Source organism: Bartonella sp. AP40SXNS (assembly GCF_042195825.1).
Taxonomy (GTDB): Bacteria; Pseudomonadota; Alphaproteobacteria; order Rhizobiales; family Rhizobiaceae; genus Bartonella.
The window spans coordinates 1-22,158 of the sequence record NZ_JBHIPB010000015.1 but is presented as its reverse complement, the minus strand read 5'-3'; the positions used below and the strand labels follow the sequence as shown (position 1 = coordinate 22,158).

The 22,158-nt window shown below is 37.6% G+C and carries 10 protein-coding genes, 2 tRNA genes and 2 pseudogenes; 7 read left to right on the top strand and 7 right to left on the bottom strand.

Going from position 1 to position 22,158, the window contains the following annotated elements; genetic code table 11:
• Positions 1 to 186: 186 nt before the first annotated feature.
• On the top strand, positions 187 to 387 hold the full coding sequence (locus ACFILZ_RS08400; RefSeq protein ID WP_375682362.1) for a hypothetical protein: 201 nt from the start codon (positions 187 to 189) through the stop codon (positions 385 to 387).
• A 24-nt stretch (positions 388 to 411) separates the two neighbouring features.
• Here ACFILZ_RS08400 and ACFILZ_RS08395 read toward each other — a convergent pair whose 3' ends face one another.
• From ACFILZ_RS08395 to ACFILZ_RS08385, 3 genes are all read right to left on the bottom strand, one after another.
• Positions 412 to 3,093 carry an autotransporter outer membrane beta-barrel domain-containing protein gene (locus ACFILZ_RS08395; protein WP_375610848.1) on the bottom strand — a complete coding sequence of 894 codons (2,682 nt, stop codon included), beginning with the start codon at positions 3,091 to 3,093 and terminating at the stop codon, positions 412 to 414.
• Between the two features lie 1,179 nt (positions 3,094 to 4,272).
• Positions 4,273 to 7,407: an autotransporter outer membrane beta-barrel domain-containing protein gene (locus tag ACFILZ_RS08390; protein ID WP_375610847.1), complete on the bottom strand. Its 3,135-nt coding sequence runs from the start codon at positions 7,405 to 7,407 to the stop codon at positions 4,273 to 4,275.
• Positions 7,408 to 8,082: 675 nt separating this feature from the next.
• The gene (locus tag ACFILZ_RS08385; RefSeq protein ID WP_375610846.1) at positions 8,083 to 15,090 is read right to left on the bottom strand and encodes an autotransporter outer membrane beta-barrel domain-containing protein; all 7,008 of its coding nucleotides are present in this window, start codon (positions 15,088 to 15,090) and stop codon (positions 8,083 to 8,085) included.
• Between the two features lie 198 nt (positions 15,091 to 15,288).
• Between ACFILZ_RS08385 and ACFILZ_RS08380 the strand changes: the two genes are divergently transcribed.
• The 5 genes from ACFILZ_RS08380 (at position 15,289) to ACFILZ_RS08360 (ending at position 19,133) form a co-directional block, all read left to right on the top strand.
• Entirely contained in the window at positions 15,289 to 16,239 is a 951-nt protein-coding gene (locus ACFILZ_RS08380; RefSeq protein WP_375607403.1) for a siderophore ABC transporter substrate-binding protein, read from the top strand.
• Positions 16,240 to 16,344: 105 nt separating this feature from the next.
• Positions 16,345 to 17,301, top strand: a complete 957-nt coding sequence (locus ACFILZ_RS08375; RefSeq protein WP_375610845.1) for an ABC transporter permease — start codon at positions 16,345 to 16,347, stop codon at positions 17,299 to 17,301.
• A complete protein-coding gene (locus ACFILZ_RS08370) occupies positions 17,294 to 18,244 on the top strand; it encodes an iron chelate uptake ABC transporter family permease subunit (protein ID WP_375610844.1) in 951 nt (316 codons plus the stop codon). Before ACFILZ_RS08375 ends, ACFILZ_RS08370 begins: the two co-directional genes overlap by 8 nt.
• Complete coding sequence (locus ACFILZ_RS08365) at positions 18,241 to 18,999, top strand: ABC transporter ATP-binding protein (protein WP_375607406.1); 759 nt, start codon at positions 18,241 to 18,243, stop codon at positions 18,997 to 18,999. Before ACFILZ_RS08370 ends, ACFILZ_RS08365 begins: the two co-directional genes overlap by 4 nt.
• Before the next feature lie 63 nt (positions 19,000 to 19,062).
• Positions 19,063 to 19,133: transfer RNA gene (locus tag ACFILZ_RS08360), tRNA-Gln, on the top strand.
• 140 nt (positions 19,134 to 19,273) lie between these two features.
• Here the strand turns inward: ACFILZ_RS08360 and ACFILZ_RS08355 are convergent.
• From ACFILZ_RS08355 to ACFILZ_RS08345, 3 genes and pseudogenes are all read right to left on the bottom strand, one after another.
• Positions 19,274 to 19,484: pseudogene (locus ACFILZ_RS08355) on the bottom strand (DNA adenine methylase); the annotation flags it as partial.
• Between the two features lie 1,233 nt (positions 19,485 to 20,717).
• Positions 20,718 to 20,807 (bottom strand): annotated as a pseudogene (locus tag ACFILZ_RS08350) (DNA adenine methylase); the annotation flags it as partial.
• 232 nt (positions 20,808 to 21,039) lie between these two features.
• On the bottom strand, positions 21,040 to 21,429 hold the full coding sequence (locus ACFILZ_RS08345) for a VOC family protein (RefSeq protein WP_375610843.1): 390 nt from the start codon (positions 21,427 to 21,429) through the stop codon (positions 21,040 to 21,042).
• 259 nt (positions 21,430 to 21,688) lie between these two features.
• Here ACFILZ_RS08345 and ACFILZ_RS08340 point away from each other — a divergent pair.
• Positions 21,689 to 21,762: transfer RNA gene (locus ACFILZ_RS08340), tRNA-Gln, on the top strand.
• A gap of 166 nt (positions 21,763 to 21,928) precedes the next feature.
• Here ACFILZ_RS08340 and ACFILZ_RS08335 read toward each other — a convergent pair.
• Positions 21,929 to 22,158 (bottom strand): DnaB-like helicase C-terminal domain-containing protein (locus ACFILZ_RS08335; RefSeq protein ID WP_375610842.1); only part of this gene is annotated, 230 nt, incomplete at its 5' end.

Below are 22,158 nucleotides of genomic sequence, written 5' to 3'. Positions count from 1 at the left end.
ACAAAAAACACGCGTTCTGTTTAATAACTTTGGTTACGCGTGATAATTTAAAATACGTTTTGTATTTTATATATCCACCCTATGTTTTATGTAAAGCCAGAATCCCAAAATATCACAATTTAAAATTGTATTATTTATAAAAACGCGTAAAAATATAGATAGAAATAAAAATTCCACCCCAAAGCGGTGATTTCAAGAGAATTTAATAAAAATACACTAAAGGAAGAAAAACAGCATAAGAAGCAAAAACTGCAAACCAGAAAGTCTTATCTCGTTTCTAAAAAGAAACAAACTTGCTCATTCAAAAAAAACAACTTTTTAAAAAACTTATTTAAAAAGTTGCAAACAAATAATAAAAAACCACAAGCTATGCTTGTGGTTTTTTAAACAACTTACCTCAAGATGATCATCCTAAAAACGATAGCGCAATCCACCAGAAAAACTGATTCCAGAAAAACCACCTTTACTCAACTTATGCTGATAAACCAAATCACCATGAAGCGCAAATTTTTGAGACAAGCGAGCATTAAGACCTAATCCAGCCTCTAGAGAAGAACCAAAAGCCCCTAACTGGAAAGAATCTTTAAAGCGCACAGACCTTTCTTTTCCAAAATCATGGGCAAAATGAATCTTTCCATAAAAAGAAACATCACGATCTTTTTCAAACGCAGTAAGAGTCTTTATCAAGCGACCACCCATACGCACCATCAATTGATCAAGTTTATCCATCTCAATATTAAAATTATCAATATCGCGGACCTCATTAAATTGAAGATGCTGATAAACAACCTGAACCTGTGGATCAAAAACAACACCTTCATATCCTGTGGCAATTTTCTGACCACTCATCAAGGAAACACTTAAAGGGTTACCCTTCAATGTTGCCGTTTTACCCCGCGCAGTTGTCAGAACATCTCCCTTAAACAGACCATAAGATAACAAACCATCAACATAGAATCCTACATCATGCTGCATACTGCCATAAACTGTAGCAGTCCATTTATCAAATGTACTTTTTTGGCTTTGTGCAACATCTCGAGGTTGTAGAGAAAGCTTTCCATAAGACCCCATCACCCCAAAGGATATAACACTGTCAACATTTTCAACAGTTTGTAGCAAAACACCTGTCTCTAGTGCATAGTACCCTAGATCTCCCCCATAACCATATTCAAGCGCAGATAAATCTGAGGCATAACGATAACTTCCACCATAGCCACGCAAAAATGAAGCAGGATTTTCACGAATTTCCAACATTCCACTAGGATTAGTCCGTACTGTCTCTAACTGCTTGTTTTGATTGCTGATATCCATTAAACCAGCATGGAATAAACTATTTGGCAAAAGCAGATAAGTTGGAACCTGAGGCACAACAACCTTAACGCCTTGCCTAGAATGATGCTCCCCACCTAAACCAAGTTTAGAACTCTGAGTTAATCTAAATGTAGTATCAGAATCAATAAATCCATTTTCGAGGCGGAAATCCCAAAAATCTCCTTCACCTTCGACTAATCTTTGAGACGCACTCGCTCTTCCTAATTCAGAGTTTGGGCCATAAGCATGAAGCCTATATTGGTAAGGTAGACCGTCCAATGCAATATAATCACCATCCAACAAGAAAGAATCTTTCTCCGCTATTCCAGAAACCTGAATAATCGAGATACCTTTGTCATTTCCATAACGCTCCGTACCACCTCCAGGACTTCCTGAAACACCATGCACATGTACTATCGTTTTTCCTTTAATATCACCATGGATTAAAAAACGATCCGTTTTTTGATTCTGAAGAGCCCCCCCCTTATTCAAATAAGTGTTGAGATAAAGATGTGCATTACCCTGTGCTTTATAAACTTCACCTGTTCCTCTCCCAACACGAAGGGTTTGATAGCCATCAACTATGTTAGTTTCTGGTTGTTCAAAAATAATAGAACTATCAATAAGATGTATTAATGAAATTGATGAAACACCTATAGAACTAGGAACTTGCAAATTTTTATTTTTCGGTCGTGATAAAATCCATTTTGAATCACCTCTCAACCGAAATTCAGCAGAAGAACTTTCATCAACATGTGTCCCCCCTACAAGTGTAGAAGCATCCACTGAAACCTTCACAAAAGAGCCATCCTCAACCTTCAGTAATAAATCTCCAGAAAGTTTGGAATTATCCAACAGCCTAACAACACCACCAGATCCTCTGCTATAAATAGCTGCACTCTTTGGAACTGTAAAAGAAGTTCTTGTCAAGTCAACAATCCCTCGTACGGGTAAGTTCGTTTTTGGAAGACTTCCGAACATCTCTTCCTCACCCGCAAAAATATAAAAAGAATAGGGATACTCGTGATCTTTCATTTCCTCATTTCTGTCTCCTAGTCCCTCCCAAAAACGCAACCCATAAGACGTATTACTTTCTACCAAAACCGTAGAATCCACGATAGTTATAAACCTACCCTTCCCATCGATATTATTCCCATGCATTGAAAAACCATGAGCATTGGCTAGATTAACTTTACCTTTCTCAAAATGGATAAACCCATTAGACGCATGAAAAGCTGAATTTTCATTATGGTCATCTATACCCATCCCCTGACTACCTTGTTCGGTAATAGAACTACTCTTTAAAGCGACCTGTCCCCAATTTCTTACTTCAACTCCGATACCCTTTGTAAAGTTAATCTCTCCTCTTTCTATAATCACTTGTCCATATTCACTCGCCACGACCCCATACTTCCAAAAACTTTCTTTTGAAATAACAGCACTTGAAGCATCCTTAACAGTTATATTTTTCCCTAAGAGAAGCGTTTTTCTTCCAGATGCTTGTATAGCAACAGTTTCATTCGTATTTTCATCAGTTTTTTGATAATTTTTATTGTAAAAGTAGTGGCTTTTACCATCATTACACCGATAAAATTCACTATTCATACTACATGAAAATTGATCCTGATTATTTTGTGTCTTACCATTAACGCCAGAACGATCTTGTACCCCAGTATTAACAACAGCACCATCTTGAACCGTAGCATCAACATTGTGTGCAAAAAAAAGAAATGCTGTTGTAAAAGTACATAAGGAAAAACGATTTTTAAATAGATTGACCATAATTACACCATAATTTTGCCCATAAAAGTAACACGTAATGTATCAAAGAAAACTTAACAAAGAGAAAAATTAGTACGTTTTGGATTAACTGTGCAGACCTTATTAATTCTTTTTGTGTTTTATGTAAATATGGAATTTAAAAGTTACTAAAAATACAGACTAAATCTATTTTTTTATAAGGAATTTGCAAAAATATAACTGAAAAATGAGAGAAAAATCATCTTTAAAGTTGTTATTTAAAAGCAGCTTTAAGAGATTTTTGTACATTAAGAATGCCTATTTTAACTGTTGTTTAATCAATACCCAAAGCGTGTATAATTAATATTCGAGATAAATATTATATTGAAACAATAGGTACTCGTAAGCAGACAAAACTGAATATATGCCAAAATTGGGAAGCAAAGCTATCACATACAGCTGTTTTAGACAGTGTTTATGGAAATACGAACTAATTTAGAAAGAGGAGGAAAGTGTAAAAATTAAAATCTGTTCCGATTTTTACCATCTCTTTTCAACATTTAAAAATATTCAGAGCTGTATCTAAAAGGTGAAAATGACATATAATTTTATCTTTTTATTTATCACATTCTTTAAAGAAAACGCACTTTCAAAAAAATAATACGTTATTTATGTTTCTAATCCACCAATTTTCTCAGATATATCTCATTATTTCCATCCCCATTTCATAACGACAGCAGATATAATATCAAGTTTATCGGATACAGCCCTCATTGCGCCTGAGTAGCATCTTTGTCTTTGCCAATTTCTAATATTGTAAATCCTCTCCTCTTAACATAATCCCCCAAATTATATTGACTCCTTTCTTAAACGATTATCCACTTGCTAATCTTACATATAATAGACAAAGGAATGCTTTTTATGGATTCATCATAAGAGCATTGAAAATATTTCAGCGCCCTAAATTAAAAAATATCTTTATAAATCAAAATATTATAAATAATATAATAATCACTCTGAAATACGCATTTTGAAACGATAACGTACAAACTCTTCAGACTTTTCAAAAAAAACGAAAGAAGTCCAACCCAAAAGCATATTAAAGATATGCAAAGTCACACTCTCGTAAAAATGCTATAACACAAAATGAATAGATAATGAGAAAAAGCCACAAGTATAACTTGTAGCTTTTTGAAAGATTAATCAAAAACAGCAACAAAACTAGAAATGATACCGCAATCCACCTGAAAAACTCGTTCCAGAAAAACCAGCTTTCGTTAGTTTGTGCTGATAAACCAAATCACCGTAAAGCGCAAATTTTTGAGATAATTGGGCATTAAAACCTAATCCAGTTTCTAATGAAGAACCAAAAGCACCTAACTGAAAAGCATCTTTAAAATGCACAAATTGTTTTCCTTCAAAACCATGAGCAAGATGAAGCTTGCCATAGAAAGAAACAACCTGAGCCTCATCAGTAGCAACCAGCCTCTTTGTTAAACGCCCTCCAACACGCCCTACCCACTGATGAAGTTTTCCTAAATCAATATCAAAGCCGTCCACATCACGTACCTTATTAAATTGAAGATATTGATAAACAACCTGAACTTGCGGATCAAAAACAAAACCGTCCTCTCCTACCATAAATGTTTTACCAGCAGACAATGAAGCACTTAAAGGATTTCCCTTTAATGTTGCCGTCTTGCCCCGTGCAGTTGTTAGAACATCACCTTTAAACAAACCGTAAGACACAAGACCATCAACGTAAAAACCTGCATCATGCTGCATACCACCGTATGCCGTAACTGACCATTTATCAAATGTACTTTTTTGACTCTGCTCAACATTCAAAGGTTGCAAAGAAAATCTCTCGTAAGCCCCGATAATTCCAAAAGAAGTGGAACCATACATATTTTCGATTGCTTTTAGCAAAACACCTGCTTCTAGTGCATTATAATTAAACTCGCCGCCATAACCATATTCAAGCGCGGAAAGATTTGAAGTATAACGATGATTGCCGCCATAACCGCTCACAAAAAAGAGAGGATTTTCACGACTTTCTAATAAGCCCCCAGAAGTAATTCGCAAAGCTTCTAACCGCTTATTTTGATTGTTAACATTCATCAAACCAATATGACGTAAAGCATTAGGCAAAAGGAGATAAGTCGGAACCTGCGGAACAACAGCCTTAACGCCCGGCTTAGGACGAGGATGGGGCTCCGGAGCTGGTTCTGGAGAAGGTTCTGGTCCCGGAATTGGCTTAGGAAAAGGATCTGGTTTAGGTTGAACATCAGAATCTATAGACCTACTTTCAAGGCGGAAATCCCAAAATTCTCCGCTCCCTTCCACTAATCTTTGATCCATGCTTGCTTTTCCAAACTCAGACCCTGGACCATAACCATAAAGCTTATATTGATAAGGTAATTCGTTTAACGCTACATAACTACCTTTCAACTGAAAAGAATCTTGCTTTGCTTCTCCTGAAACCTGAATGACTGAAATACCTTCATTATTTCCCCCCTTTCCCGTATATCCTCCTGGACTTCCTGCAACTCCATGCACATGAAGCATTGTTTTTCCCGAAACATCCCCATGAATTAAAACACGATCCGTCTTTTGATGATTAAGAGCACCACCACTATTCAGATAGCTATTAAGAAAAATAGAGGCACCATCCCGTACTCTATAAACTTCACCCCGTCCATTTCCAATACGAAGGGTCTGATAATCATCAATAGAAGGAGATTCTGGTCTTTTAAAATGAATAGCACTCTCATCCATAAGACTAACGAGTGAAATAGAAGAGATATTTGCAGCCTCATATTGATCTTTTTGCACCTGTTGTGGTAAAATCCATGTAGAATGACCTCCCAGATAAAGTTCGGCATGAGAATCTTTATCAACGTGAGTACGACCTTCAAGGGTAGAACCATCAGCCAAAACCGTTATAGAAGCCCCTTTCTCAGCTCTTAATAAAAAATTCCCTGAACGAAGAGTACTTTTCATCAAACTCACCGCACCAGAAATAAGGTTTTCACCATAAAGAGCCGTATCGTCTGAAACAGAAAACTCTGTGGTATCAAAATTAACAACTTCCAATCGTGGTGGAGCTTTTTCTTCCTCTAATGAAATCTCCTCTTTTTTATCCCCATCTTCGCTCCATGGCTTTTCTCCCTGAAAATAGATACCATAAGATCCCTCACCCTTTACGGTAACAGAAGAAGACTTAAAATTAGCCTCGGTCACATAAAAGTTATTCGATAAATCTTCATCTTCAGTTTCAGCTTCTGTTTCAGATCGTTCTGGTACAACATGAAGAGGCTTGATAGGATTTTCTAATAATATACCATGTGCATCCTCAACCTTAATAGTCCCCCCTGTAAACTCAACACGTCCCCCTTCATCCATTAAAATAGCCGCATCACTTTTGTCTCTGTGGCCTTTTCCAGTAACAGTAACACCATCGAGAATAACCTTCCCTCCCAACATCGCAGAAATCCCATGACTGTTGGTAAAGTTAACCTCCCCACCTTCCACCCAAATATCTGCCCCGCTATAACTGGAAAGACTTGCCTTCCCATCACGCGTATTAACTTTTGCACCCTCTAGAATAACCAATGAATTCCCCACAGCTTCAACAGCCCTATCACTGTCCTCTATAATCCCCTGCTTTACCTCAATGATTCCATTATGAGCAAAAAGAGCTAACTTTGTATTTTTAAGCGTCGTTTTTTTCAAAACAATCTTTCCATCATCGGATACAGCCACACCACGCAAAAAAGATTTATCAGAAACTTCACTGCTAACAGTTACATTCTCTCCATCAACTCTGGACCCTATCCGCTTCACCGTTATAGCAGTAGGATCATCAGGATAGTTGGAAACATTTTCGTTCGTAATTGTATAAGATTTATTATCAATTTTAGATTCCCCGCAATTATCGCATATATAATATAATCCACTATAAAAATAGAACGCAGGCTTCACACCTCTTCCATCAGAATCTCCATCTTTAGCAGAGTTATCTACATTATCCTGATGTTTGGTGTCCCCAGCCAATCCACTCAGCTTACGATAGTCACTTCCTCCACGAATACCCTCATCGTTATTGCCAACATTAATCATATTAGAAGGGTAATAATTATCCCCACTCTCTCCACTAAGAGGAAGCTTATGCTTATTATTCCCGCTAAGATAAGGAGAAGAATTAGCAGAGACAACTGGGATAACCTTTATAACATAAGGTTTACTATCCTTCCCCTCTGCAGCCGCATACACTTCTCTTCCATTTTGAAGCAAAGAGAGGATAGCTGTTGTACAAGCACATAAACATACATGATTTCTAAAAACTTTAATCATAGTTCCCTCGAAACTTTCCTTCCCCTCTCATTAAAAACAAAAGCACTTACAAAACACCCCCTTGCACACCTCAAAAATACGAAAAGTGTAACAAAAGAACATGCCTCATGCTTATTTGAACTGTGCAATGAATTATCCCAATAAATTTGGCAAAAGCTCTACGCTAAAAACCATCTATAAGAGAATAACAACAAAACACAATTTATAAGTGTATAATGCATTCTGTATTTCGTGTAAAGAAAAAATGAAACCAGTGCGTGCAATTAATTAAAAACACAATCCAGCCTTGTGAACTTTAAAAATTAATCCACAAGGAGATGAATGAAACAATGATTTAAATCCGTAAAAAACAAACTCTCAAAAACGAGCTTTAGAAAACATCAAATATTATATTAGATAATATCAATACAGTACTAAAAAGGATAACGTAACGCATACCAGTCTGCTGAACGCTTAAAAAGCCGATAAAAGCGAAGCACTCTATCGCATCAGTAGCAGCATAAATTTTAAGAAAATTCGCTTTAGCGGAGAAAAGTGCTCTCATACACAAAAAAACTATGTTTTTTTGCTCAATCAAGAAGACGAAAATCTTTTAAAGATAACACAAGTTGTTACAAAGAAAAAAGGCAGCACAATGTGCTGCCTTTTCTAAAAAGGTACATAGTGTACCTTATATTAAAACTGATAACGTATTCCTCCGGAAAAACTTGTTCCCGAAAAACCAGCCTTATTAAGCTTATGTTGATAGAGAATATCAGCATGCAGAGAGAACTGTGGCAACAATTTGGCATTAAAACCTAATCCAGCCTCTAGAGAAGAACCAAAAGCTCCTAACTTGAAAGCATCATTGAAATGCACAGACTGTTTTCCTTCAAAACCATGAGCAAGATAAAGCTTACCATAGAAAGCAACAGCATTCACGCCTTCAGAACCTGTAGGAATCTTGGTTAAACGTCCACCAACACGTGCTACCCACTGATTAAGGTTACCCATTTCAATATTAAAATTGTCGATATCACGGGCCTTATTAAACTGGAGATGTTGATACACAACCTGAACCTGCGGATCAAAGACAAAGCCCTTATATCCTGTCATAATTGTCTGACCACCAGCTAAAGAAACACTCAAAGGATTACCTTTTAATGTTGCCGTTTTACCCCGTGCAAGGGTGAGAACATCACCTTTGAACAGACCATAGGATAAAAGACCGTCAACATAGAAGCCAACATTATGCTGCATGCTACCATATACCGTAGCAGTCCATTTATCAAATGCACTCTTCTGACTGTGCTCAACATTCACAGGCTGCAGAGAAAGTTTTCCATAAGTTCCCATAACGCCAAAGGATATAGCACTATCAGCATTTTCAATAGTTTGCAGCAAAACACCTGCCTCTACACCATTATAACTAAGATCACCTCCGTAACCATATTCAAGTGCGGACAGATCTGAAGCATAACGGTAACTTCCACCATAGCCGCGCAAGTATAAAGCAGGATTTTCACGAACCTCTACCATTCCTGTAGAAGTCATCCGCAACGTCTCCAATTGCTTATTTTGATTGCTAATATCCATCAAACCAGCGTGGAATACGCTATTAGGCAAGCTGAGATAAGTTGGAACCTGTGGAACAACAGACCTTACAAATTGTGCAGGAAGGGCAGCAGATCCAACAGACTTAACATACTGATTTTCTAGACGGAAGTTCCAAAATTCTCCACCATCCTTAACAAATTTCTGCTGAACATGCTCCTGTTTCGAAGTCGCTTCTGGAGCATAAGCACGAAGGGTGTATTTGTAAGGTGAGTTTCTCAGTGCAACATAATTGCCATCGAGTTGGAAAGAGTCTTTCTTCGCTTGACCATAGACCTGAATAATTGAAACAGTATGAGCAATCTTGGCATTCGCTTTACCATCTCCTACATTGCCCGCATCACCTCGTACATGTATTTTTGTTTTTCCAGAAACATCACCATGAATGACAAGCCGATCAGTGACTTGCTGATCACTCCGATCACGAGGATTTAAACGTGCATTGAGATGAATTACAGCATTACCCTGTGCCGCATAAACAGTTCCTTTCCCATTTCCAATATGGAGAGTCTGATATTTGCCTTCAGATTCCGAAGGTGCAAAATCAATAGCACTATTTACAAGACTTACAGAAGCAATGCATGAATCCACACATCCTGAATCTAGAGTTCCCAAATTCCTCTGTGCACTTCTTTTTAGAATCCACTGTGAATTATTAGCCAAGTCTAATTTTGCATAAGAATTTTTATCAACGCGAACACCGCCTGTAACAATAGAACTATCAACTGAAACCAATATGTTCGAATCATTCTCGGCTTTTAATAACAAGTCACCAGCAAGAGTTGTTTTATTTTCTAATGAAACATGACCACCAGAATTATTACCATAGATAGCTATACCATTTGCAACTTGAAAATCAGTTTTTTTCAACGAAACTGTCCCCGTTACGCCTATAGGTGTATTCTCCTGTTTGGATACAACGCTCCGCTTAACAACGCCTGTTTGCGCAATTTCTAGATTCTGACTTCGATTTTGTTGACTCGCTTCCTTCTGTGTTCCCCCATCAAAATATATGCCGTAGACTCCGTCGCCTTCCACTTTAACAGTAGAAAACTCGATATTTACGTAATTCATAGTAGGACGAACGTCAGAAGATCTCCTTCTCCTAGAAGAGCCGGTCTCAACCACATTATCATCAGACTTTATAATCCACAAAGCATGAGCATCAGTAACAACATTTCCGTTCTTAAAATCAACAGAAGCATTATCACTCACCAAAAAAGCTGCACGTCCAAATTTCTCTGTAGAATTCGACTTTCCTGCTTCTTTTTTCGCAGTAATATTAACTTTGTTTAATCTTACACGTCCCCCAGCTTCTGATCTCACAGCCACTCCATTTGTCAGCATAACCTTTCCAGAATCCATAGTTACCTCACCAGCCTGACTCGCCAAACCAGCCACAGCTAAATCCCCCGTTACGTTAATTTCCGTATCCTTTAAATTAACAGATGATCCAGAACCCGCCAAAGCGCCCACATAAAGCGCATCTACTGTTCCACCAATCATCTTAACCTTCCCGCCACTTTGCGCTTCAAGCCCAATCACAGAAGAGGTAATTGTTGATTTATTATCCAAAACAACTTCTGCCCCCTCTTCTGCAAGCACAGCACTCACGGCATATATTTCATTAAAATCAACATTATTTTTGCTATCAGAAAAATCCGCACCACTAATTGTGGCTCCCTCTAACTTAATAACCGTATCCTGATTTTTTGCATGCATAGGATGTTGAGTTTTATCACTTACCTTCAGTGTCTTCCCTGTTATTGTCCGCGATTTACCATCTCTACACAAATAAGTAGTCTGTGATCCCTTCTCACCATTATTCATATCATCACATGTAGAAGAAACCGTTTCCTTAGAAGAAACATCTCCATTACCAGTACGACTAAGCATAAGAACACGCCCAACAGCTCTAGAAGATACAGCAGATGTCTCAGAAACCACAGGAGAAGAAGCATTCATAGCAGAAGCCCGATTAGAAGATATAACAGCTATCTCAGAAACCACAGAAGTAGAAGGCTGCATAGCAGAAGCTCCATTAGATATAGCAGGTATCTCAGGAGCAGAAGGCTTCATAGCAGAAGCTCCATTAGATATAGCAGGTATCTCAGGAGCAGAAGGCTGCACAGCAGAAGCTCCATTAGATATAGCAGATATCTCAGAAGTAGAAGACTTCATAGAAGAAACTCCATTAGAAGATATAACAGCTACCTCAGAAACAACAGGAACAGAAGCATTCATAGCAGCCTTCATAGCAGCAGCTGATTTTATAGGTGATGGCCTCTTAGATACAATATGATCCCCAGGTGTTACAAAAATTTCATCGGCAGATATTACAGGTCCTCTACCTGTATCAGATCTCCCACTTAAATTAACTCTTGGAGGTACTAAAGATGCCAAATTTCTGGATAAAGAAGGAGTAACAGATGACGGAGATGGAGTAACAGGTAAAAAGGTATGCACTACAACCTCAGATGTTTCAGATTCCGTAAAATCTTCGTTATCATCATCTTCATAAAATTCGTCAGATGTTTCAGATCTCAAAAGTGAATTGCCTTGAACAGAGACTACAGATGTAGATTCCCCAGATACAGGAGGAGTTATGGATTCACTATTTACTTCACCAGCACCAGTGTCAGCATTAGTATTTATTGCAGTTTCAGTAGAAGCATCAGTAGAATCAACTGCAACAAGTGGCTTAGCCTTAAAAATAGGTTGAAAATTAGCAGTAGCAGTATAAGCAGAAACGAGAGGTATAAAATATTCATTTTCTAAACGAAAATCCCAAACACTTCTACTATTTTTAAGTAATGTCTTATCAAAATACTGCATTTTCGGAGGAGTAGTTGGACCATAAGCACGAAGAACATACTTATAAGGTAACCCTTCTCGTGTAATATAATCACCTTTCAGCTTAAAAGAATCCCTCTCTGCATTTCCAAAAACCTGAATAATTGAAATGCTATGAGGTGTATCCTGACTTTGTGATATACCATCAGAAGTATCATTCACAACTACCATTGTTTTTCCAGAAACATCACCATGAATCAACAATCTGTCAGATATTTGAGAATTTTCTGTATTGCTAGGCATCAAATTTGCATTGAAGTAAATTGTAGCACCAGAAGCGGCAGAAGCAGCACTATAAACTGTTCCATCCCCATCTCCTATGCGAAGGGTTCGATACTCAATATCTTTATTAGATGTATTTTCATTTTTCAAAGAAGTAAAAAATCTAACATTACTATCTACAAGATTCATAGACGAAAGACATGAATCTACACAACCCGTATTTGAATTTTCCAAACTATTATGCAGATTCTTTGTTAAATACCACTCTGATCCCCCAGATAGAAAAAGCCTAGCTTGAGATTTTTTATCAACGTGAGCTCCCCCCATGACGACAGAGTCTTCAACAAAAACCGACAAATGCGACCCCTCTTCAGCTTTCAACACTAAATCACCCGAAAGAGTTGAGTCATCTTTTACAACGACGTACCCATCCAAACTGTTACCATAAATGACCACACCATTAGGAACTCTGAAAACCGTATTTTTCAAAAGAACTGCATACAAACTATCTCCATCATCTTTTATTCCACCCTCTCCTAGATTTTGACCTACATTTTGATCACTTTCTTGTCTCACACTCGTTTGATCATTTTTTCTCCTCACATTCGAAGGTATATCACCAAAAAATACACCATAAGACTTACCTTCCACTTTAACGGTTGAATTTTGAATATCAGAAACTATTAAGTTGACAACCCTAGAGTTTGCATCTGGTTTAGACGCCACCACTGCAGAATCTCCAGCGCCAGCTCCAGATGGTGCACTAGTACTTCTAGAATCTGCACCGCTTCCTAAAAAATTCTCTATAGGGAATAAAGCCTCAAAATACGTGGAACTAATATTATTAAGGACAGCGCCATCTCTAGTTTCAATAGAGATGACCTCACCAATGAAAGAATCACTATCAGCCTCAGAATCCTGTTGCGTATCATCGCCATCCTCACTCTCCGCTTCTACTCCATTAGAAGCTCCAGAGACTCTATTAGAAGCTACAGAGATATTATTCTTAAAGCTATCACTTACCAAAAATGCAATAGTATTAGGAGCTCTAAGTTTTCCATTTTTAAAGGAAATAGTACCTCCAAGTGACAATAAACCTATATTCGTCTCCGAAGTACCAACTTCTGTAGTTTTTGGTTCCTCAGCAACATTGATAACCGTCCCGTCTAGTAGAACAGTCCCCTCTTTTGTAGAGATAACTCCTATTCCACCCTCTTTCACGGTAATTGCTCCAGACCTCATCTCGATAACGGATGGGCCCAAACTAACTAAACCGATTCTTTTAACATTAATATCTACATTCTCTAAAACAATCCACCCATTATCACTAGCAAGAGCACCTATATACGCATCTCTGATTCCTCCCCCCACCATTGTGATCTTTCCAGTCTCTTCAGCCCGAAGCCCAATAAAAAAACCCTGAATATTTGAGTTTTTCAATTTAACCTCCGCACCCATATTTGAAGCAGAATCTCCGACATATACACCAACATAAAGCGGATCATGAATATATAAACTACCTATGTTCTCTATACCTACTTTATAATCCTGTATACCTACTGCAGATAAACTTTCAGAAAGTTCTTTCCCAATATTCATACTTTCAATGGATACTTCGTCCAAATTAACAACTACTTTCCCATCATCAAGGGGAGATTCCACATTTACAGCGCTCTCACCTTGATCCGCTATAATAGTCCCCCCTATTAGAGCATATACTCCCGACTGATCACAGGAAATAGATCCATATATTCGCTGATCACCATTGAGTAAATCAGCCAATCCTTTACCTGCCTCCACAGAATCTATAAATTCTAGAGCCCCAACACCATCACCAACCGGTGTAGATACACTCACACCAGGCACAAAAAGACCTGCTCTATCAGGTGTTAAAGAATTCAATACAAAACTTGATATACCTGGCATACCAATAAGACCATCTGCACTCGCTTTTTGTACTCTTAGCGCCTCTTCCCCCACTGGAAAATATGTTTCAGCTAAACTATCTTTTTTCGGAATATTAAATAATGTCCAAACATCTACATTTCTTGGAACATCTAGTAATCTAACTAACTCTCCACCTACTCCACTTGGCACACCTGCATGCCCCTCACGTGCTCTCTTCCCACTTGCTATTGCTGTTTTTGCTTCTTTTGCCTCCACATTTTCTGCTCTTGTTGCTCTTGCCTTCCTAGTGGATACACCGCCTGTACCTGGAACACCTGGCATACTATTCAAAGCACCATTTGATATAGTACCTGGACCAACACCTGGAATAGCAGGCAGATTCGTTGTATCTGCCCCACTCGCAACACCTGATATAGCCTTTGGTCTTTGTTGACTTACAGTGTTTAATCCTCCTCCTGCTATATTACCTGATAATAAAGTATCTTGTACAAGAGCTAATGAGCCATCAAAGCCAGCTGGTACACCTGCTTGCGGCACATTTACTACTGTTTCCATCCTAGTAGATAAGACGCCTGAACTAGGAGTAGATAGGACACCTGAACCTGGGACCCCTGGCACAGCACCTGTACCACTCGCAACACCAGGTACTGCACCTGCACCACTCGCAACACCAGGTACTTCACCTGCACCACTCGCAACACGAACACTACTATCTGCAACATTCCGTATCATGCCAGGAACAAAAATATTATTCTTTCTAGAATGACAAGCACTAATAGGTCGAATATGATTTAAAACAGGCACAATCTGAGCCTGAGCCTGAGCCTGAGCCTGAGCCTGAGCCTGAGGCTGAGGCTGAGGCTGAGCAGAACCACTACCAACAGGATTACCGACTCTAGGTTCTGCTCTTCCAGAAACCTCCACTCCTCCGGGTGGTGTTATAGCCCCTGTGCTCGACCCTCCAATGAAAGAGGTAAATGATGATAATGAAGGAAGGAATGATGAGAACCAACCATTCCCCATAGAAACATCTACACCTTGTAAAAAGAAGAAAGCACTTGTTGTTAGTGCGTACAAACGTGTACGCTTTTTAAATACATTGATCATATGTCAAACTTTCTAAATAATGTTGCAAAAACACTAGAATTAAGTGAAAATGAGGTAAGTGAACAATTTGTAACATATGTCAGTCAACTTTACAACATAGTGTTATTTATTTACGCTTCATTTTGTGCATAAAAATACCAAAGTTAAGTTTTTAAGTGCGCAAACCTTTGTAATATTAGATAAAAGGATAAAATCACGATGATAAAATATATGAAATGGATGACTTCTGTTTTACTGGTTGCAATTAGTTTTGCAACGATTTTGTGGACGCATACGAGTATTGCAAATACGAGTACCCAGACAAATATAACAATTGATCATGTTTCAGGCACGACTTCTGTTCCCACTTCTCCGCAAAAGGTTGTTGTGTTTGATCTTGCCTCGCTAGATAATATGAATCGCCTTGGTATCCAAGCAGTTATCGGCGTTCCTGAAGGAAAAAAACCTTCCTATCTGCAACAATTTGACGATGCAAAATATGAAAGAATAGGGACCGTTTTTGAGCCCGATTATGAAAAAATTGCCACTCTTCAACCCAATTTGATTATTATTTCCTCCAGAACCCAAGCAAAATATAAAGACTTATCCAAAATAGCTCCAACAATTGATCTAACAGTAGAAAATGAAAATTCTCTTGAAGATATTAAACGAAATGTGTCTATCCTTGGAAAAATTTTTGGCAAAACACAAGAAGCAGAAAAGGAAATTGCAAAACTCAATGAAGCTTTTGCTGAAGTCCATAAAAATACCCAAGGAAAAGGCACCGGGCTCATACTCATGACCTCTGGTGGAAAAATCAGTGCTTTCGGACCAAAATCACGTTTCGATATTTTTCACTCCGCTTTTGGAATTGCCCCTGCAACCGATAAACTTACCGTGCAAAAACATGGACAACTCATTTCTCCTGAATTCATTCTTGAAACCAATCCTGATTGGTTGTTAGTGATTGATCGCGATGCAGCCATTGGGCGGGAAGGACAATCCGCAGCACAATTGCTCAACAATGAGCTTGTTCACCGCACAACAGCAAGCAAACAAAACCAAATTATTTATTTGGACTCTTGGAGCTGGTATCGTGCAAATGGTGGTTTAACGGCACTCATTGAAACCGCACAGCAGATCAATGAAGCCTTTACAAAGAGCAAATAAGCGCACGAAAGAGCTTGCTTGCTATATAAATAAAATTTAAAAGCAGAGGTTGTTTATAAAATAACCTTTGTTTTTTTATTAAATTTTGTTAGAAAATGATTTAACGTGAAGAATTACTGGATAACCATAACACTTCTAATTTTCCTGTCTATCCTCAGCATTTTTGTTGGTTATTCTGATGTCTCACCTTCTAACCTTTTCGCAGCCGATCCCCATGCGTGGCTTATTTTTTGGCAAACGCGTCTTCCTCGTACCATTGCAATCATTTTAGTAGGCGCAGCACTTGCACTTTCAGGTATGATTATGCAACTATTAACACGCAATCGCTTTGTCGAGCCATCAACCGTCGGAACCGTTGAATCTGCTTCCCTTGGCATTCTTTTTATTATGATTTTTTGGCCCGATATTCCTGTTTTAGGAAAAATGGTCGTTGCGACAATCTTTGCCATGGCAGGCACTTTACTTTTTATGTTTTTATTGCAACGCATTCCTCTAAAATCTGCTCTCATTGTCCCCCTTACAGGGATTATGCTAAGCTATATTATTGGCTCTTTAACCAATGCCATTGCAGATTATGAAATGTTACTTCCTTCTCTTCAAGCTTACTTATTTGGCAGTTTTTCGATGGTTCTTGAAGGAAAATATGAGCTTTTATGGCTATCTCTTCCCCTTTGTATTCTGGCCTATTGTACTGCTGATCGCTTTACGGTTGCAAGTTTGGGAGAAGATTTAACCAATAACCTTGGATTGAATTATCGTGTTGTCATGTTTTTTGGTCTTTTTATTGTCGCCTCAATCACTGCTGTTGTTGTGTGTACCATTGGCCGTATTCCTTTTGTTGGATTGATTATTCCAAATATTGTTTCAAGTTTCATGGGAGATAATATGCGCTATACCGCTCCTTGGGTGGCCATCAGCGGTGCAGGATTGGTCTTGATTTGTGATCTTTTAGGACGAATCATTCAACCTTCTTTTGAAATTCCCATCAGTACCATGATGGGCGTGATCGGTAGTTTTATTTTTATAATACTCCTTTTACGCTGGAGAAAGCATCTTGGATAGAAAAAAAACAACAATATGTGTATTAACGACGCTTATCATCATGGCATGTACTGTCATTAGTCTTTACATGGCGTGGAATATCAATGTTTATACATGGACATTTCGCCTTACAAAACTTATCTCTCTGCTCCTTATTGCCTATGCAATAAGCGTTTCTACGATTTTGTTTCAAACAATTGTTAACAATCGTCTTCTTACCCCTTCACTTATGGGATTTGATCAGCTTTATATTTTAATAAAGACTATCCTGCTGTATTTTGTAGGCTCTCTTTCTTTGCCCTTTTTGAATGAAGAAGGGCAGCTCATTCTCGAAGCCCTCATTCTCATTATCTTTTCAACAAGTCTTTTTCGCTGGCTCTTTTCAGGAAGCTTAAAAGGGCTTCACTTGACGCTTTTAATTGGTGTTGTTTTAGGCGGCTTTTTTTTCAGTTTACGCATGTTTATGCAATTGCAATTAAATCCAGACCAAATGATGAATTTAACGGACATCATGTTTGCAAATTTTAATAAATTCAATACGTCATTAATAAGCTTTGCCACAATCATTGTCTTCATTGTAAGTTTGATTGGATGGCGTTCACGTCATCTTCTTGATATTTTGGCTTTGGGACGTGAAAATGCTCTCAATCTTGGCGTTAATTACCACAAAAGTGCGACAGCTGTCCTTATTTTTGTTTCCATTCTTGTATCCATTTCCACCGCATTGGTAGGCCCCGTCACTTTTTTTGGACTGTTAGTTGCCAATCTTTCCTATGAACTTTCTCCTCAAACAAAACACAGTGTTGTTGTCCCTATTGCAATATTATTAGCGATTATTTGTTTGGTGGGGGGACAATTTATTTTAGAGCAAATTTTTCATATGGCAGGGCGTTTAAGTTTTATCATTGAGTTTTGTGGAGGTATCGTCTTCTTAATGTTATTGATGAAGGGAAAATTAAAATGATTGAGATCAATCATCTTTCCAAGGCGTACGGAGCACGATTGATTATCGATAATTTATGCCTTCATCTTCCAAAAGGGGGGATTATTTCTCTCATTGGGCCCAATGGTTCGGGAAAATCAACTCTTTTAATGCTGATAAGACGTCTTTTACCGCACCATCAAGGGACAATTAACATTGACGGCTTTGATATTGATAAAATTCCTCACGATATTTTGGCTCAAAAACTCTCAATTTTACGTCAAGATAATCCTTTATCCTTCCGTTTAACCGTGTATGATTTAGTAAGTTTTGGGCGCTATCCTTATTCAAAAGGCTGGTATACACATGAAGATAAACAATTTATCGACAGTGCACTACGCTATCTCGGCTTACAAGATTTACAAGACCGTTTTTTAGATGAACTTTCTGGCGGTCAGCGTCAACGCGCTTTTATAGCAATGGTTATCTGCCAAGACACTGATTATCTTCTCTTAGATGAGCCATTAAACAATCTGGATATGAAACATGCCGTTTCTATGATGAAGCAATTACGCCGCACAGCTGATGAACTGAAAAAAACCATTCTTATTGTTATGCACGATATTAATTTTGCCTCATCTTACTCAGATATGATTGTTGCACTGAAAAATGGGAAAGCAGCCTATTGTGGGACTCCAAAAGAAATCATGCAACCAAAAATTCTTAAAGACATTTATGATGTCGATATTCAAATCAAAACAATTAATGACATCCCTATCGCTCTTTATTATCGATAATCATAAAATTTTTTTCGCTTACATGCACCGTAGAATCTGCTAGGGATAGTAAAATTGGCTTATTGGGGAATAGTTTAATGGTATAACAGCTGACTTTGACTTCGTCAATCTTGGTTCGAATCCAAGTTCCTCAGCCCGTATTTAATGATTGTAGCTTATCATCGGGTTTTGTATAATTTGAAAGTAGATTTTGCATCAATTTATTTTTTTCAAAGGATCTTCAAAAACTTTCAAGGATTATTTAAAATCCCTTTAATGCATATTTTCTCTTCCTCTAAAAATTGCAATTTGAGATGATAAGCTCTTGAGCCGGTGCGGATTCTTTGAACCACATGTATAAGATGTGCCAACCCCTTTTATCTTAAATTGGCTAAAGATTTTTCGGACCTGAAGCACATAATTGAGAGAGAAGAAACTTTCCCTTTAATTGCACAAGCAAAGCAAACATCGTCTGGTAATCCTCTCGCAAATAAATCCTTTCCATAATAATACACGTATATCTGTCTCTGTTTATGGGAAAGCCTTATCTAATAGCTATAAACCTATCTAAAGAGAGAATTCAAAAAAGAAAGCCGAGCCAAATGATATGACGCGGCTTTCAGATATTGATTATAAGATTCAAATGAATCATCCACAATGGAGCAATAAATTCATATATACAAAACGTATCATATTGCAAGTGCTCTATTTAGAAATATGAAAACTTATCAAAAGAAACGTAAATGATAGCTATGATTTTGATATCATTCATTAGCATTATAGAATCTATAAACGCTTGGTAACTTTATCAATCCAATCAAAAGAAAATGCATCTTAAATGAATGTTTTCTCAATAAGGCTTTCATAAGTATCTTTTCATTTTGCACTCAAATGTACCTTCTTTGCAAATTAACCAGCTCAAATTTGAGTTGGCAAAATTAACCAATCTAATTTTGGAGGCGTTATCTTTAGAATAGCCATCTTTAAACATTATAGCTTTTGACTCAAAATTGAATAAAATCCCATACCTTAGATGTTACAATGGTTTTGAATTTTGCTGCCTCATCTTTTTTTCAATAGGTGCCCCCCAAATTTTGAGAGAGCTCATTTGGTTTCGTATTTTTAAACTGTAACTTTTAAAACGTTTTTTCTCGCTTGCTTGCGTTATATCATTAAAAGGCTTTCAATTTCATAAGACATAACATTGTGATTTTCATTCTATATTGTGATGATAGTATCTATATAATGCCTGCCTATCATTTACTAACTTTTTAGTAAGCGTTTTTAAAAACGATCTTGTCTTTAAATTCTTTTATGCAATCTTTATGAACTAAATCTATAAGCTTATGATAGTTTCAAACGATTATTCCTTTTAAGGTTACACTCAAATAAAGAGCAAAACACATCCATTCTTAAACGTATGCAATTTATGTTATCGATAATTCCAAACGACTGAAATTTAAAACAATGTGATTTGTGCTGTGATAAAAACGTATCATAAAATTTATGATACGTTATGAATGATAACCGCTTTTCATTTCATTTGAATGCACCCATGCGTTATAGTATTTGCATCATGATTTGCTTTTTATGGTCTATTCATCCATGGCAATTTTATATAAAAAATGATCAATTCAAACATGCATAAAAGTATGGATTCTTAAGTGGATTCATACAAAATAACTACACTTAATATATTGATTTTATTAGTTTTTATGTACAAAACCTTTTTAACTTCATAAAGATATCAATTTCCTTGTAAAAAATATTCCTCCCATTCCAATAAAAGGCTCAATATAAGTGCGATGAGGGATAGCTTCTATGATTTTACAAGTACTGATCACTGGCCATGCAATAACGCCGACTGATGTCCAAGCCAATTAGACCGCCTGTGGAAACAGGCAGGTTGTGGGGCTGAATATAGTGGAACAGCACCGAACGAATAAGCCACGCGCCGCAAGTAAGCCTCTTAGCGTGCATAGCTTATAGGTTTTGGAAACAGATAATTATTATAATTGAGGTACTATAATTTAGGCGATTAAAGATCGGATCTCAAACTTTTTAATCCAGTGGACAAACACGAATAATGTGTCCGTCCAGATCTTTGATTAGGAAGGTACGTCCAAATACATCAGTATACGGTTCCTTCAAAACATTTATCTCAACAGTGGTTTGCTCTTGCCATTCCACATATAGCTTATCTACGTCCTCTCCTGTTGGCAACATAATGCCGATTTCTGAAAAACGAGGCACATTCTCCTCAGGCGTATCGCCCCCTGACCAGAGAGCAAAGAGTGCATCCCCCGAAGAAGCAAATGCAACATAGCGTGGCGAGGTAAACACAGGTTCTTTCTTGAAGATGAATTTGTAAAAAGCTGTAGAATACTCTATGTTTGAGACATATACCAACTGTAGATTTGGGGTAACAGGATAAGTGGAAATATTACTCATTAATTCTCCATGATTTAGTAGCAACTGCCTGACAGGCTATACCTATATAGAGGATATTTCAACAAGAGTTTGTGATGCTTCCATTCGCGGTGTGCTCTATTTATATGTTTTTACTCACTTATTGCTATATGCTAAAATATCGAGGCCGCCACTACTGGGATTGTAATGATATCCTATCGCTCTTTATTATTGATAATCTAAAGATTTTTTGCTCTTGCCTACACTATAGAATCTGCTAGAAATGGTAAAATTGGCTTATTGGGGAATAGTTTAATGGTAGAACAGCGGACTCTGACTCCGTCAATCTTGGTTCGAATCCAAGTTCCCCAGCCAGTGTAGCTTGCCAGCGGGTTTTGTGTGTAGCTGTAGCTTGCCAGCAGGTTTTGTATATTTTGCCACTAGGTTTTGTACCAATTTATTTTTTCTCAAAGAGTTTTAAAGGGTCTTCAAATGCCTTTCAAAGGATATTTAAAGCTCTCTTTAACGCATTTTTCTGCTCCTATTTTTCCAAATCACTAAAGCATGTAAAGTCGGATTGAAATGCAAGGGGGACGATTCCTGTCGGACCATGGCGTTGCTTTGCTATAATAACCTCGGCTTTACCCTTGGCTTGCTCCATTGCCTCTTGCCATTTGTTATACTCAGCAGTGCTTTCTTTGGGTTCTTCATTTTTGAGATAATATTCTTCACGATAAACGAACAAAACAATGTCGGCATCTTGCTCGATTG

Coding starts and splice junctions, on each gene's coding strand:
- ACFILZ_RS08395 (WP_375610848.1), bottom strand. CDS start 3,093: ATGGTCAATCTATTTAAAAATCGTTTTTCCTTATGTACTTTTACAACA.
- ACFILZ_RS08390 (WP_375610847.1), bottom strand. CDS start 7,407: ATGATTAAAGTTTTTAGAAATCATGTATGTTTATGTGCTTGTACAACA.
- ACFILZ_RS08385 (WP_375610846.1), bottom strand. CDS start 15,090: ATGATCAATGTATTTAAAAAGCGTACACGTTTGTACGCACTAACAACA.
- ACFILZ_RS08380 (WP_375607403.1), top strand. CDS start 15,289: ATGATAAAATATATGAAATGGATGACTTCTGTTTTACTGGTTGCAATT.
- ACFILZ_RS08365 (WP_375607406.1), top strand. CDS start 18,241: ATGATTGAGATCAATCATCTTTCCAAGGCGTACGGAGCACGATTGATT.
- ACFILZ_RS08345 (WP_375610843.1), bottom strand. CDS start 21,429: ATGAGTAATATTTCCACTTATCCTGTTACCCCAAATCTACAGTTGGTA.